Raw genomic sequence first — 14,623 nt, 5'->3', positions numbered from 1 at the left:
TCCTTCGGATGGATCAGAACAGGCCGTGCCACATCTGCTCGACGATCACCGACCACCAGTTCCGCGGGTCGTCCAGGGCCGACGCGTCGATGGCGACGAGCTGCTCCTGGAGGTCGGCGACGGCGCTGCCCGCCATGACCGGGTCGAGCGCGATCATCTCCTCGCGCGTGGTGTACAGGAGCGCGAGGGAGCGGACGAAGGCGGACACCGAGGCGTTGACGCGGCGGCCCGCACCGTTTTCGGAGGTCACGGCCCAGACCTGGCCGACCGGCTCGCCCTCCAGGTCGGATCCCGTGCACTGGACGGTGATCAGGCTTCCCCCGTCGGTGCCGATCCTGACGTGGCCCTCCAGGAACGCGAGGGCGTCGGCGCCGGCCCGGGAGCCGACCGCGCGCAGATGCGCGGCGGCGTTGCCGAACAGTCCGCCCGGAAGCCCCGCATCCGGCTTTTCGGCCGTGAAGAAGAGCGGCATGTCGGCCGGAAGCCCGGCCCAGGTCAGCGTGGCCTTGGTGGCCTCGGGGAGCGGGGCGCCCGCCACGTCGTCGGCGTCGTAACGCCGTACGTCCTCGGCGCCGAAGGCTTCCGTCAGCTCGCGGCCGAGGGCGACGTCGCGCAGCGGCTCGGCCGGCTCGACGTCCGTCGGCACCGGCGCCCGGTGCGGGCGGGGCGGCGGCTGCTGTCCGGCGATCCGGTGCATCTGCTCGACGTGCTCGATCAGCCCGGCGACCCCCTCGGCGCGCTCCTCGCCCCGCAGCCCGTACTCGTGCGTGCAGGAGATCTTCGCGTGGGGGTAGCAACGGGCGATCAACAGGCCCGGGTACCCACCGGGGAGCCGGCTGGAGCTGAGGTCGGTGTGGACCGCGACCACGTTCTCCGCGGGGACGCCGAGCCGGTCCATCTCCATCACGGCCCGGTACTCGGAGGGCGGCTCACCGGGGGCGGAGTTCTGGACGAGGCTCGTCTCCTCGCCGGTGGCCGGGTCGACGTAGGTGAGGACCGTCGTGTTGCCGGGGCCGGTGACCGGCTGCTGCGCGGGCGGCTCCGTTGTCTCCTGGCCGCCACCGTGCTTCTGCTGGTACATCCGTACGACTTCCTCGACCGGCACGGACGGCCAGGTGCTCAGCTCGCCGGTGCGGCGGTCGACCACGCCGCAGGAGTGGCCGATCGTGGCCGGTGGCCGGCGCTTGCCCGTGACCGGGTCGCGCTCGAGCGGCGGGGCCGCGGCCCACACCACCCAGCCCAGGTCGAACTCCTGGACACGCACCTCACGGCGCGGCTGTCCCTCGGGGTTGAGCCACCCTTCGGCGGTCGCGAGCGCCTGCTCCTGGCTGATCACGGGAACTCCTTCGAGTCTTCGGGCGGACGGGGCCGGGGGCGGCTTCGGGCCCGTAAGGCTAACGTTCTGCGCCGGGCGGGTGTCAGGCGGCCGGGTGGGCATCGGGGGCGGCGGCCCGTGCGGGATCCGGCTCGGCTGCCCGCGGATCGGGTACCTCGGGCCTGTCGGGCTGCACCGGGCGGATCCGCAGCGCCTTCACACCGCTCTGCGTGGCGAGGAGGAGGACGCCGTCGGCGGAGAGGTCGGCTCCCGTGACGGGGGTGGCGGAGACCAGAGCCGTGACGATCTTCTCGTCGCCCTTCCGCTCGCCGCGCCTCCAGACGCGTACGTAGTCGGCGCCGCGGCTGAACCCGAGCGGCGTCGCGGCGCGCTCGTCCTCCGAGGGGCGCTGGATCCGGGCCGGGTCGGCATCGACGACGGAGCCGGTGGCGAGGTCCTGCACCAGCACGGCCGGCGCCTTGGGATCGTCTGACGTCAACGAGCGTGAGCCCGGCGTGCCTTGGGGCACCATGCTCACGGCGACCGTGAGCGACGCCTCCTCGCCACTGTCCGACGGGGCTACGGCCCCGGACGGGGACAGCTTCCCGACGGTCACACCCTCGGCCCCGGCCACCGGCACGCTCCACAGCGTGTGCCAGGGAAGCTCCGGCACCGAGCGGCGCAGCACCGCCGCGTACTCCGGCAGCCCGTCCTCGACGAAGGCGGTGTCCAGGAACGCCGCCCGGTGGACGGCGGGCGCCTGCGTGCGGGTGAGCAGCGGGGCCGTCCGCAGGTACGTGCGCGCCGGTGCGTCCAACTGCTCGTAGGGCAGGGCCTCCACCGCGGCGCGCAACAACACCGGATCGGCGTGGGCGAACAGGTTGGGGTCGGTGAGGAGCCGGGGCAGCAGCCCTGCCTGCAGGGTGTGTCCCGCGATGCGGTCGCGGACGTACTCCCCCGCCTTCCCCCAGTCCTGATCCGGGACGGCCTGCAGCAATTCCATGGCGATACGTGCCTGGGCGCCCGGCACATCGGCGATGCCTGCCCGGACGGCCTCGCCGATGCCCGGGTGCTGCAGTCCCACGAGTGTCCGCTCGTTCTCGGGTATGTCTTCGCCGTCCCGCTCGACGGGGCGGATGAAGGGGGCGGCGAGGCGCATGCCGTGCGCCATGTCCTCGCTCATGTCCCGCTCGGCGACGGCGGAGGCGAGCGGGGTCAGCAGGTGCACGGGCAGGCCGTCGCCCTCGGCGAGGGCGAGAGGAGCGAGGATCTGCCGCAGGGTGCGGGGGTGGGCGCCGAGCCGCTGGGCGTGCAGGTCGAGCACTTCGCCCACGCTGCTGGGCAGTTGACCGGCATCGGCCGCCGGATCGAACCCCTCCGGGTGCATCAGGATCGACTCTACGGCGAGGTGCACGGTCAGTCGGCTGCCCGCGCCGTCTCCGGCCTGCCGGGCGATTGCCTCGGCGAGCGCGCGCCGTGCGTCGGAGTCGGTCGTGAACGGCAGCTCCGGAGCGCCGAATTGGGGGTTGAGCAGGGCCTCGGCCTGAAGCACGAGCCCTTCGGGGTCGGCCCACTCGGGGGCGTCGAGGTCGATGATCCGGGCCGCGCCGGGCGGCAGGCCCTCGGCGAGCTCGGCGGCGAACTCCCGTGGCACCTCGGCGAGAAGACGTACGGGCTCGACGGCGGCGAGGGGCTTGAGCACGTCCCGCACCAGGCGCGCGGGCTCACCCGTCCCCCGCACGGGGCCGGCCCGATCGACGTCCGGCACCACGATGGTCACCGGCCGCCCGGACGCGGCACGTTGGCCCAATTCGGGGAAGATGTCAGCGGTGCGGGTCGCGGCCAAGCCGTAGTGGTCGGCGAGCAGCCACAGGGTCTGCGCCGCCGTCAGCCCGGCGACGGTCGGCACCGCGGGCGCGGGCAGGTCCGGGGGCACGGTCGCCGGATCGAACGCGTCGAGGTCGAGTCCTGCGCGGTACTCCGGGTCGCAGAGCATCAGGAACCCCGTGAGCAGCCGCGAGCAGCCGGTGCCCGGGCTTCCGGTCAGGATGACGACCCGAGGGGCGCCTGGCCACTCCATCCGCCACGCGGCGAGCGCGCGCAGCGCGGCGTTGCGCCCACCTATATAGGGGTGGGGCTCATAGGTCCTGGTCTGTTCTGGGGCCTGCGTCGGGCTGGTCATTGTCTCCCCGTTGTCATGTCCGTCCGACACCGTCACGTCGTGTTGACCGTACGGTCCTCATCCTAGGCGCGTCGCACGCGGCGCATCGCGTCCCGACCGCCGCTTGTTACCCAGGTGTGGCAACTCTTCTAGGGTCAGGGACCGGTAGACGTTCAACAGAAGACGAGTGGCGAGTACGCAGGCAGAAGGAGCAGAGCATGCAGACACTGTTGCGGGGCGGTCGCGTCATCGATCCGGACAGCGGGTTCGACGGGACGGCCGACGTGCTCGTGGCGGACGGGAAGGTGGCGGCCCTCGGCCCCGGCATCACACCGCCGCCGGACGCGGAGCCGGTCGATGTCACCGTACTCGTCGTGGGCCCCGGCTTCGTGGACCTGCACAGCCACGTCCACTCCATCGCCGGGCACCGGTTGCAGGCGATGGACGGTGTGACCACGGCGCTCGACCTGGAGGCCGGGCTGATGCCGGTCGAGCGGGCCTACGCCGAGGCCGCGGCCGCGGGCCGACCGCTCCACTTCGGCTTCTCCGCCTCGTGGGGCGGCGCGCGGGCACAGGTCCTCGCCGACATCTCCCCCGATGCCCTGATCACGTCGAGCCTGGCCGTACTGGGCAACCCGCGCTGGCAACGCTCCTCGTCCCCGCGCGAGTTGGGGGCCTGGCTGTCCCTGCTGGAGGACGAACTGGCCGCGGGCGCACTCGGGATCGGTGTCCTGATGGGCTACGCACCCACCACCGACCCCGCCGAATTCCTGGCCGTCGCCCGGCTCGCCGCGAAGGCGGGCGTGCCCACGTTCACGCACGTACGGGAACTGGTCGAAATGGATCCGGACATCCCCGTCGACGGCTCCACCGAGATCGCGACCGCGGCGGCCGAGACCGGTGCGGCGATGCACCACTGCCACGTCAACAGCACCTCGGGGCAGCACGTCGACCGGGTCCTCAACACCCTTGAGGAGTCACGGCAGGCGGGGTCTCGCGTGACGGTGGAGGCCTATCCGTACGGGGCGGGCAGCACGGCCGTGGGCGCGGCCTTCATCGCCCCCGAGCGGCTGCGGCTGAAGGGGCTGGGTCCCAGCAGCGTCATCATGGTGGAGACCGGGGAGCGGATCGCGGACGCGGCCAGGCTCGAGCAGTTGCGGGACCGGGATCCCGGCGCGCCCTGTCTCCTGGAGTTCCTCGACGAGGAGAACCCGCGCGACCTGGGGCTGTTGCGGCAGGCGCTCGCCTTCCCCGACGCCGTGGTCGCCAGTGACGCGATGCCGGTCTTCTGGCCGGACGGCAGCCACGACACCACTCGGTGGCCCCTGCCGGCAGGCGGCACCACCCACCCGCGTACCGCCGGGACGTTCGCCAAGACGCTGCGCCTGATGGTGCGGGAAAGCGGTGCCTGGACCTGGCTGGAGGCCTTCCGCCGCTGTTCGTTCCTGCCGGCGCGCATCCTCGACGACATGGCGCCCGCAGCCCGCGGCAAGGGCCGCCTGGGTGTCGGTGCCGACGCCGACCTCGTGGTCCTGGATCCGGCCGCGGTGACCGACACCGCCACCTACGCGGATCCCACACGCCCCTCTCGGGGTGTGCGGCATCTGTACGTGGCGGGGGTGCCGGTCGTCTCGGACGGCGCGCTGCGGACCGATGCGCTTCCCGGACGCCCGCTGCGCGGCGAGCCGCGCTGACTCACGCGGAACGCCGTGCCCTAGGTGCAGCCGGGACTCAGATGTTCGGCGCGTCCACGATCTTGCCGGTCGGGGCCTTCGCGCCCACGGTCGTGCCGAACTCGGACCACGTGATGGTCTGCGTGCCGGTGCCGTTGCTGTACGGGCTCTTCTGCTGGAGCAGGTAGGGCTTGCCCGTGGTGGCGACGCTGAACGTGGCCTGCTTGTTCGGGTCCGAGCCCTTGGCGACGACCGTGGCGGCGGGCTGACCCGCGATCTTGGTGTCGGAGCCCTTCGTGAGCTTGAGGGAGTTCTTCTCCGGCTTGCCGAACTGCTCGCCGTGGCAGTAGCTCGCGAACACCTTCGTGAGCTTGGCGGTCGGCGAGCCGTGCATCCACTGGTCGGCCTTGATGGTGCCGGCGCCGTTCTTCTTGGCCCAGGTGGAGAACGTGGAGTCGATCTTGCCCCAGACGTCGTCGCCCTTGCGGATGACCTCGAACGAGCCCATGTCCTTGAGGTCGACCGTGCCGGTGCACTCCGTGGCGGAGAGGCGGAGGTCGGACGAGGCGTCGGAGCGCGACATGACCTCGCGGACCGAACCCGCCGCGGCCTTCGTCTCGGTGCCCTTGGTGCGCAGTTCGACGGCGGAGAGCTTCTCGGCGCCGTTCGGCTTGGCGTCCTCCTGTGCCGGCTTGTCGGCGGCGGCCGTCGACGACTTGCTGTCGTCGGCCTTGTCCGAACCGCTGTTGCAGGCGGTCAGCGACAGCAGGGCGGCGGCGCAGACGACCCCGGTGGCGGCGCGGCGGACGGACAGGACGTGCGTGTTCTTCATGATTCCCCGTAGTTCCCCGTTGGTCCCCGTGCGAGCGGGGTTTCCTTCAATGACATGAGCCATTCAATCAGTGGGCGTGGTGACACCTCGTAGCGGGGGTGACACACACCGCACGGCGACGGCGTGGGCCGTCATCGTGGGCCTCAGCGCCCGTGGTGGTGCATGACGTGCTTGGTGCGCGAGTAGTCCTCCAGGGCGTACACGGAGAGGTCGCGGCCGTAGCCGGAGCCCTTGAAGCCGCCCCACGGGAGCTCGTTGGCGAGCACCAGGTGGGAGTTGACCCAGACCGTGCCGGCGTCGATGCGGGCGGCGACGGCGTGGCTGCGGCGCGCGCTCTCGGTCCACACGGAGGCGCCGAGGCCGACGTGGTTGTCGTTGGCGCGGCGGACGGCCTCCTCCTCGTCGGTGAAGGTCTCGATGCTGACGACGGGGCCGAAGACCTCCTCGCGGGTGATCTCGGCGCCCTCGGCGACGTCGACCAGGACGGTCGGGGCGACGAAGTAGCCCGGCTCGTCCTCCTCAAGGGCTGTGCCCCCGACCACCGCACGCGCGCCGCGGGCGACGGCTCGGCCGATGTAGCCGCGCACCCGGTCGTAGTGCGGCCTGGAGACCAGCGGGCCGAGCTCGATCGCCTCGTCCGCGCGCGGGTCGCCGACCGTGATCTGCTCGATCTCGCGCACGAGGTGCGCGGTGAACTCCTCGGCCACGGAGGCGTGGACGAGGACCCGGCAGGCGGCGCCGCACTCCTGTCCGGAGTTCCAGAACCCGGCCGTGCGCAGGCATTCCGCGGCCGCCTTGACGTCGGCGTCCTCGAAGACGACGAACGGGGCCTTGCCGCCCAGTTCGAGGTGGGCGCGCTTCACCGTGTCGGCGGCAGCTCGGGCGACGGCCTGCCCGCTGCCGGTCGAACCGGTCAGCGCGATCATCGCGATGTCGGGGTGGCGCGCGAGCCGGTCGCCGACGACCGGGCCACGGCCCGTGACGACGTTGAGGACACCGGCCGGCAGCAGGTCGGCGACCAGCTCGGCGAACTTCAGCGTGGACAGCGGGGTCTGCTCGGAGGGCTTGAGGACCAGGCAGTTCCCGGCCGCCAGGATCGGCGCGATCTTCCAGGCGCCCATCAGGAGCGGGTAGTTCCACGGAGTCACCGCGCCGATGACACCGAGCGGTTCGCGCAGCATCAGCGAGGTGTGGTCGGCGACGTACTCGCCGGGCGCCAGGCTGCTCCCGGTGGTGCGCAGGGCGCCCGCCATGAAGCGGAAGCCGTCGGCGGTCATTCCGATGTCGTCGCGGGAGACCGCGAACGGCTTGCCGGTGTCGGCGGATTCCAGGCGTACGAGGAGGTCGGCGTTGGCCTCGACCCGGTCGGCGATCGCCAGGAGGAGGCCGGCCCGCTCCTTGGGGGTGATGGCGGCCCAGGCCGGGTGGGCGGCGCGGGCTGCGGTCACGGCCCGGTCGGTTTCCTCGACGGTGCCGAGCGGGACGCGGGCGAGCAGCTCCTCGGTGGCCGGGTCGAGGACGTCGGTCGCCTCGGGGCCGCTCTCGACGAACGTGCCGTCGATGAAGTGGCCGAGCGGGGGCAGTTCGTCCGCGCCGATCAGGGGTGCGGTGCCGGCTGCGGGGCGGTGGACGGTGAACGTCATGTCGTGGCTCCCTCGGGTCGCGGTCTGTCTCAGACGGTCAGGTGCGGCAGGTCGGCGAGCGCGGCGCGGATGCGCTCGCGGTGGGCGTCCTCGACCGGCAGCAGCGGCTCGCGCGGGGCGCCGACGGGCAGGCCGATCTCCTCCATCGCGGCGCGCACACCCTGGATGAACGGGCCGCCGGTCATGAGGGTGTCCATGAGCGGGAAGATGCGGTTCCAGCGGGTGCGGGCGAGCTCCAAGTCGCCCGCGGTGAGCGCCTGGTGGACGGCGACGAGGTCGGCGGCCATCACGTTGGCGGAGCCCGCCATGACACCGGCGGCGCCCTCGGCGACCGAGGCGAGCAGCAGGCTGTCCCAGCCGAGGAAGGTGTCGATGACGTCACCGTGGCGGTGGATGAGCTGGCCGGCCTGGGCCATGTCGGCGCTGGTGTCCTTGATGTACTTGACGTTCTCCACCTCGCGGGCGAGCGCGCCGACGGTGTCGGGGTCGAGGTTCACGCCGGTCGCGTCCGGGATGTTGTAGAGCATGACCGGGATGGAGACGGAGTCGGCGACGGTGCGCAGGTAGCGCAGTGTCTCGTCCATCGTGAGCGTCTCGTAGTAAGGAGCGACGACCATCACCACGTCGGCGCCCGTCTGCTCGGCGTGCCGCGTGAGCGCGACGGCCTCGCGGGTGGCGACGGCGCCGGTCTGGGCGATGACGGGCACGCGGCCCGCGGCCTGGTCGACGACGGTCTCGACGAGCAGGCGGCGCTCGTCGCCGGTCATGGTGGCGAACTCTCCGGTGGAGCCGCCCGCGACGACACCGGACACACCACCGTCGATCGAGCGGTCGACGATGACGCGGAGCAGCTTCTCGTCGATGTCACCTGCCTCGTCGTACGGGGTGGCGAGGGCGGTCAGGATGCCGTTGTGCAGAGGCATGGTCATGGTGGCTCGTTCTCCTGGCTGGTCGGGGTGTGCGGCGTTCAGGAAGCGGTGACGAGGTGCGCGCGGGCGGTCTGCCGGTCGGTGGCGAGCAGTCCGCGTGCGTCGGTGGCGGCGTTGAGGCCGGACTGGATGGCGGTCTCGGTGTAGAGCGAGCCCAGGTAGTCGCCGGCGAGGAAGACACGGCCGGTGCGGCGGGTGAGGACGGGCTGGAGCCTGCCGCGGCCGGGGAAGCAGTAGGGGGCACCCAGCGGGAGCCGCCAGACGTGCGACTCGGTGACGTCCGACGCGACACCCGGCAGCACCTGGTCGAGGTCTTCGAGGTACGTGTTCCGGATGCCCTCGTCGTCCTGGTCCATGAGCCCCCGGGCGAGGGTGCCCGGCGAGAACGTCATGAGCGAGGAGCCGGGGTGCCGCTCGCGGCTGTAGCCGTGCTGGATGTTGGACATGTTGAGCACGACGTTGAAGGACCGCTTGGGTGTCGCGATGCCGTAGGCGTTGTCCCAGGCACGCGGTCCGGTCTCGTTCGTGAGGAACGCGGCGCTGACGTACGGCCCGTACTGGATCCGCGAGAGGGCGTCGCGCAGGTCCGTGTCGAGGTCCGGGGCGATGCGGTGGGTGACGGGGGCCGGGGTGGCGAGCACGGCGGTGCGTGCCTCGACCTCGAACTCGAGGCCGTCCCTCTCGTAGCGGACGACGACGGAGTCCTTCTTCTGCACCACTTCGTGCACGGCCGCGCCGAGCTGCACGCGCTCGCCGAGCGCCGCGGCGATGGTCTCGGTGAGGGTGGACGGGCCGCCGACGATGGAGTTGGACAGTCCGGCGCCGATGTTCCACACGAGGCTGAAGTAGCCGACCCCGGCCCCGGCCGAGATCTGGTCGATGTCACCGGCGGAGCGGGTGACGGTCGGCTCGAAGAGAGCCTGCGCGTCGGCGGGGATGTCGCCGATGAACTCCTTGAAGCTGATGTCGTTCATGAAGTCGTAGACCCGCTGCTGGCGTTGGGCCTCGCTCTCGCCCTTGCGTCGGCCGACGATCCGGGCGTACTTGCCGACGCGCGTGAAGACCTTGGCGCCGGTGGTGAGCATGCCGATTCGGGCGGACAGCGACATCGGGATGCGGAAGGGGTACGTCTCCACCCGGCCCTTGAGCAGCAGCTTGCCGTTCATGTGCAGGCCGGACAGCGAGCCGGGGACGGGGACGGCGTCGACGCCGGTGCTGTCGAGCAGCCACGAGGTGGCAGAGTCGCCGCCCGCATAGACGTGGCCTCCCCAGTTCAGGAAGTAGCGACCGCGCTTCTCGGAGCGGATGCGGCCGCCGACGCGGTGGTCCGATTCGAGGACCAGCGTGTCGAGGTGGCGCAGCCGCCAGGCGGCGGAGAGCCCGGCGATGCCACCGCCGACGATGACGACGTCTTTCATGGGAGTGCCCCCTGCTCTACGGCAGGCCGAAGCGGCTGCCGGATGGGTTGGGAATGCCGATGGGGACGCACGCGAACGGAGGGGCCGCGTGGCGATCTGGCGGCAACACTAGGATGTGATCACAGATCACACAATGGGTTTCGCGTGACGGATTTCGCGCGTCGCGGTCGCATCAACGGGGGTGCCGCACGAGAGGTCGCACCCGCGCTACTAGAGTTTGATCAAAAATCACACCGCGGCCCTCGAACAGCGGCCTTCGAGGGGTCCGCCCAAGCCGGGCAACCCCCGGATGGCCCGCCGGCCGGCTGCTTAGGATGCGCACGTGGATACCTCGAAACGCCTGGAACCGGCCGCCTCGATGGCCGACCGCGTCTACGCGGTGCTGCACGAGTCGATCATGAGCGGAGAGTTCCCGGTCGGTTACCGGTTGCGGATCCGCGACCTCGCGGCACTGGTGGGCACGAGCGAGATGCCCGTACGCGAGGCGATCCGCCGCCTGGAGGAGGCCGGCTTCGCCGAGCGTGCCCCGCACCGGGGTTCCGTGGTGAAGGGCCTGGACCTCGCCGAGCTGGTGCACGCCTACGACGTACGGCTCCTGCTGGAGGTCGAGGCCACGCGGCTCGGCGCCCGGCACATCGACAAGGCGGGCGTCGCCGCGATGCGCGAGGGCCTGCTGAGCATGCGGCAGGCCATCGCGGACGGCGGGGTGATGGATTACCTCGACCGCGACGAGACCGTGCTCGGCATCCTGTACGAGGCGTCGGGGAACCCGGTCCTGGTCGACACGGTGCGCTCACTGTGGGCGCAGTGCCGGGCCTACAAGACCGTGGGCGCCCGCTCGGCCCTCAACAAGCCGGAGGACGACGCGCTCTGGCGCCACCAGGAACGCCTGGTGGACACCGTCGAGTCGGGTGATGCCGAGGCGGCGGCCGCCGTCACGCGCGAGTCCCTGGCGAGTGCCATAGACCGGATCAAGGCGCAGCTCAGGGAGCAGAAGACGGACAAGTAGGCACGACTCGGGGGACATTGGGTGGCGCGCGCCTGAAGCACAGGCCTGCGCCGCACCCAAGCCCCCTCCCCCCGGAGCCCGCTTCAGACGTTCTCCGGTTCTTTCGCGGTCTCCTTCTGCGTCTGCCAGTATTCGGCCCCCTCGATGCCGAGCGGACCCGGATCGAAGTGCGGGTCGAGGCCGTCCGCGCGCTGCCGGTCGTAATCGCGGATCACCTTGCGTACGACGGGAGTCAGCAGGAGTACGCACCCCATGTTGAGCCAGCCGAGGATGCCGTAGCCGATGTCACCGGCCGCCCACATGGCGTCGGCCGTGACCGCGGTGCCGATGAACGCGATGGCCACGGTGCCGACCTTGACCAGCGCGTCCAGCGCCTTGCTCCGGCGGTCGCCGAGCAGGAAGACGAGGTTGGTCTGGGCGACGTAGAAGAAGAACACCATCGAGGTGAACGCGAACAGGGCGACCGCGATCGCCACGAAGACCGCGCCCCATCCCGGCAGGCTGGTGTCGATGGCCTCCTGCATGAAGTTGGGGCCCGCGACGGCGCCGGGGACGTTCTCGACGAGGAATCCGCCCGCCGGGTCGGTCACGTTGTACGCGCCGGTGACGACGAGGAGCAGCCCGCTCGCCGTACAGATCAGCAGGATGTCGATGTAGATGCTGAAGGCCTGGATGATGCCCTGCTTGCCGGGGTGCGTGGTGGTGGCCGCGGCGGCCGCGAAGGTGCCCTCGCCGAGGCCGGTCGCCGAGGCGAACACGGCCCGGCGCACGCCCCAGGCCACCGCGTAGCCGACGATGCCGCCGAACACCTGGTCCTTACCCACGGCGCTGGAGACGATGAGCACCACCGCGTGCGGCACCTTCGTGATGTTCAGGGCGATGATCACGAGTGCGCTGAGGACGTAGCCCACCGCGAGGAACGGGACGATCCGTTCGACGACCTTCACGATGCGGCGCGTGCCGCCCAGGACGACGAAGCCGAGGACGACGGCGAGGATCACGCCCACCACCGGGCCGTCGACGCCGAAGGCCAGCTTGGCGCTGGAGGCGATGTTGTTGGCCTGGACGCCGGGGAAGACGAAGCCGTACCCGATCAGGGTCGCCACGGCGACGACCGTGGCGAGCCAGGGGGCCTTGAGTCCGTACTTGATGTAGTACGGCATGCCACCGCGGTCCTCGCCGTGCTCGCGGCGCTTGTAGACCTGGGCCAGGACGGACTCGGCGTACGCGCAGGTGGCACCGAGCAGCGCGGTGATCACCATCCATACGAGGGCGCCGGGGCCGCCGGCGGCGACGGCGGTGGCGACGCCCGCGATGCTCCCGACGCCGATCCGGCTGGACAGGGACAGCGCGAGCGTCTGCAGCGAGGACAGGCCGCCCTCGCCCGCCTCGCCGGATCGCAGGTGCCGGAGCATGTCGGGGAAGCGGCGGAACTGGACGCCCTTGGTGAGCAGCGTGAACAGCACGCCGATTCCCAGGGCGACATAGGCCAGTGGATTCCAGATCCACCCGCTGATCGTGGTCAGCATTTCCATGTGCGGTCTCCAGTGGCTCGGTGACACCCGTCCCTGGACGACGGCGGAACTCTACGCGGCGAGCCCGCCGACGGAAACCCTTGTGTGATCTGTGATCACAGATTAATGTTCCGGTCGACCGGGGGTCGCCGAGCCGCGCATGAGCCCCTCAGTACCGACACCCGTTGACACCCGTCCCTGAGACGGACTCCTGCGGACGGTCCCGGCGGAGCCCCCACCGACACACCTCAAGAAACCCCGCGCACCCTCAACCGGCCTGCATGGCCCGGCACTTCACGCGCAGCACCACCACTTACGCTTCGTCGAGGGCCTCGAACACCCCAACACCGACATCGAGGAAAGAGCCGGTCACCTCTTGAACAACGGCGGTGTCGCCACCCTCGGCGTGTCCAACCTCCTGCTGTGCCGCCCCGGCCTGGACGGCGACGTGGCCGGGGCGATCGCGGCGTACCGGGCGCTGCACGGCTGACGAGTCACCGGACGCCTCACTCGGGTGCGGCGACCCTGCGCAGCGTCCGTCCCGGCCTCGCTCCCGTCGCCTCACCGTCGCGCAGCACGCACTCCCCCGCCACCAGGACATCGCGGACGCCGGTCGCGTACTGCCACGGGTCGGCGAAGGTCGCGTGGTCGGTGACGGCGGACGGGTCCAGGACGACGAGGTCGGCGATCTGGCCGGGGGCCAGGGTGCCGCGGTCGGGCAGGGGCAACCGGGACGCGGGCAGGGCGGTCATCTTGCGGACGGCGTCGGCGAGTTCGAGGATCCGGTGCTCGCGGACGTAGCGGCCGATGACGCGGGCGAAGGTGCCGAAGTTGCGGGGGTGGGGGTGACCGTCGCCCGGCGCGTGCAGGACCCAGCCGTCGCTGGCGACGGCGCTCGCGGGGTGGCGGAGCACCGTGTCGACGTCGGCCTCCGCCATCGCGTGGTTCACGATCATGACCTCGCCCTGGTGGGCGGCGAGGACGTCCAGGACGGCGGCGGCCGGTTCGGTGTTCTCGTCGCGGGCGATGTCGGCGATGCTGTCGCCGATCCGTTCGCTGTAGCGGCCCGGGCCCAGCATGGCGAGGACGACACCTTCGGGCAGGAAGGTGCGTCCCACGGCGGGGCGGAGGTCGGTGAGGATCCGCTCGCGGGTGTCGGGGTCGGCGAGGCGCTCCAGGAGCGCGGCGGTCCCACCGTCCATGGCCCAGTCCGGCAGCCGCGAGGTCAGGCGGGTGGAGGACGCGGTGTACGGGTACACGTCGCAGGCCACGTCCAGGCCGGCGCGCGCCGCTGCCTCCATCATCGTGAGGACCGTGTCCACCTTGCCGTGGTTGGCGGGCCCCATCGCCTTCAAGTGCGAGATCTGCAGGCGCACTTCGGACGCGGTCGCCACGTCGAGCGCTTCCTGTACGGCCTCGACCAGGCGGTCTCCTTCGTCGCGCATGTGCGTGGCGTAGAGCAGGTCGTGGGACCGTGCCTCGCGGGCGAGTGCCACGATCTCGTCGGTGCCCGCGAAGGAACCGGGGGCGTAGATCAAGCCGGTGGACAGGCCGAATGCGCCCTGTGCGGCGGCCGTCGCCAACAGGACACGCATGGCGTCGAGTTCGGCCGTACCGGCCGGTGTGCGGTCGGCGCCCAGCACGGCGGTGCGCAGGGCGCCGTGGCCGACCAGCGGGGCGATGTTGAGCGCCGGGCGGGCCGCGTCCACGGCGGCGGCGAAGGCGTCGAGGTCGCGCCACTGGGCCCCGGCGAGCGTGCCGGGCCCCGCCGGGTCGCCCTGCGTCGCCTCCGTGTCGGGCGCCTGCGGGAAGGGCGACAGGCCGCAGTTGCCGGTGACGACGGTCGTCACGCCCTGCCGCAGACAGGCCTCGGCGCCGGGCATGGCAAGGACGGAGAAGTCCGCGTGGGAGTGCAGGTCGATGAAGCCGGGGGCGACGGTGAGCCCGGTCGCGTCGAGCACCGTCGCCGCGGTCGCCGTCGTGTCCGGCTCCCCCACGTGGACGACGCGGTCCCCGCGCACGGCGACGTCCGCGCGGCGCGGGGCCGCGCCCGTGCCGTCGAGCACCGTGCCGCCGGTGATCAGGACGTCGTACGCGGGGGTCTGCTCGGGCATGTCGGGCTCGCTTTC

10 protein-coding genes are annotated in these 14,623 nt (G+C 71.6%); 2 read left to right on the top strand and 8 right to left on the bottom strand.

Annotated elements, in window-relative coordinates:
- Positions 1-13: 13 nt before the first annotated feature.
- Positions 14-1,336 carry an SUKH-4 family immunity protein gene (locus ACY34M_RS35145; protein ID WP_462716761.1) on the bottom strand — a complete coding sequence of 441 codons (1,323 nt, stop codon included), beginning with the start codon at positions 1,334-1,336 and terminating at the stop codon, positions 14-16.
- A gap of 82 nt (positions 1,337-1,418) precedes the next feature.
- On the bottom strand, positions 1,419-3,497 hold the full coding sequence (locus ACY34M_RS35140) for an ATP-binding protein (RefSeq protein WP_462716760.1): 2,079 nt from the start codon (positions 3,495-3,497) through the stop codon (positions 1,419-1,421).
- Positions 3,498-3,613: 116 nt separating this feature from the next.
- On the opposite strand from ACY34M_RS35140, the gene ACY34M_RS35135 reads away from it, so the two are divergent.
- On the top strand, positions 3,614-5,170 hold the full coding sequence (locus tag ACY34M_RS35135) for an amidohydrolase family protein (protein WP_462716759.1): 1,557 nt from the start codon (positions 3,614-3,616) through the stop codon (positions 5,168-5,170).
- Between the two features lie 37 nt (positions 5,171-5,207).
- On the opposite strand, the gene ACY34M_RS35130 is transcribed toward ACY34M_RS35135, so the two are convergent.
- The 4 genes from ACY34M_RS35130 to ACY34M_RS35115 all read right to left on the bottom strand — a co-directional run bounded on the left by ACY34M_RS35130 (position 5,208) and on the right by ACY34M_RS35115 (position 9,971).
- Complete coding sequence (locus tag ACY34M_RS35130; protein WP_462716758.1) at positions 5,208-5,981, bottom strand: hypothetical protein; 774 nt, start codon at positions 5,979-5,981, stop codon at positions 5,208-5,210.
- Between the two features lie 143 nt (positions 5,982-6,124).
- The gene (locus ACY34M_RS35125) at positions 6,125-7,624 is read right to left on the bottom strand and encodes an aldehyde dehydrogenase family protein (RefSeq protein ID WP_462716757.1); all 1,500 of its coding nucleotides are present in this window, start codon (positions 7,622-7,624) and stop codon (positions 6,125-6,127) included.
- A gap of 29 nt (positions 7,625-7,653) precedes the next feature.
- On the bottom strand, positions 7,654-8,553 hold the full coding sequence (gene dapA / locus ACY34M_RS35120; RefSeq protein ID WP_462716756.1) for a 4-hydroxy-tetrahydrodipicolinate synthase: 900 nt from the start codon (positions 8,551-8,553) through the stop codon (positions 7,654-7,656).
- Between the two features lie 38 nt (positions 8,554-8,591).
- Positions 8,592-9,971, bottom strand: coding sequence for a flavin monoamine oxidase family protein (locus ACY34M_RS35115; RefSeq protein WP_462716755.1), 1,380 nt, complete (start codon positions 9,969-9,971; stop codon positions 8,592-8,594).
- 322 nt (positions 9,972-10,293) lie between these two features.
- On the opposite strand from ACY34M_RS35115, the gene ACY34M_RS35110 reads away from it, so the two are divergent.
- Entirely contained in the window at positions 10,294-10,980 is a 687-nt protein-coding gene (locus tag ACY34M_RS35110) for a GntR family transcriptional regulator (protein WP_462716754.1), read from the top strand.
- Between the two features lie 83 nt (positions 10,981-11,063).
- Here ACY34M_RS35110 and ACY34M_RS35105 read toward each other — a convergent pair whose 3' ends face one another.
- Entirely contained in the window at positions 11,064-12,515 is a 1,452-nt protein-coding gene (locus ACY34M_RS35105) for an alanine/glycine:cation symporter family protein (RefSeq protein WP_462716753.1), read from the bottom strand.
- Between the two features lie 485 nt (positions 12,516-13,000).
- On the bottom strand, positions 13,001-14,608 hold the full coding sequence (locus ACY34M_RS35100; RefSeq protein WP_462716752.1) for an N-acyl-D-amino-acid deacylase family protein: 1,608 nt from the start codon (positions 14,606-14,608) through the stop codon (positions 13,001-13,003).
- Positions 14,609-14,623: the final 15 nt, after the last annotated feature.

This window comes from Streptomyces sp. EDA2-14 (assembly GCF_054963755.1).
This window is presented reverse-complemented; position numbering and strand designations above follow the sequence as displayed.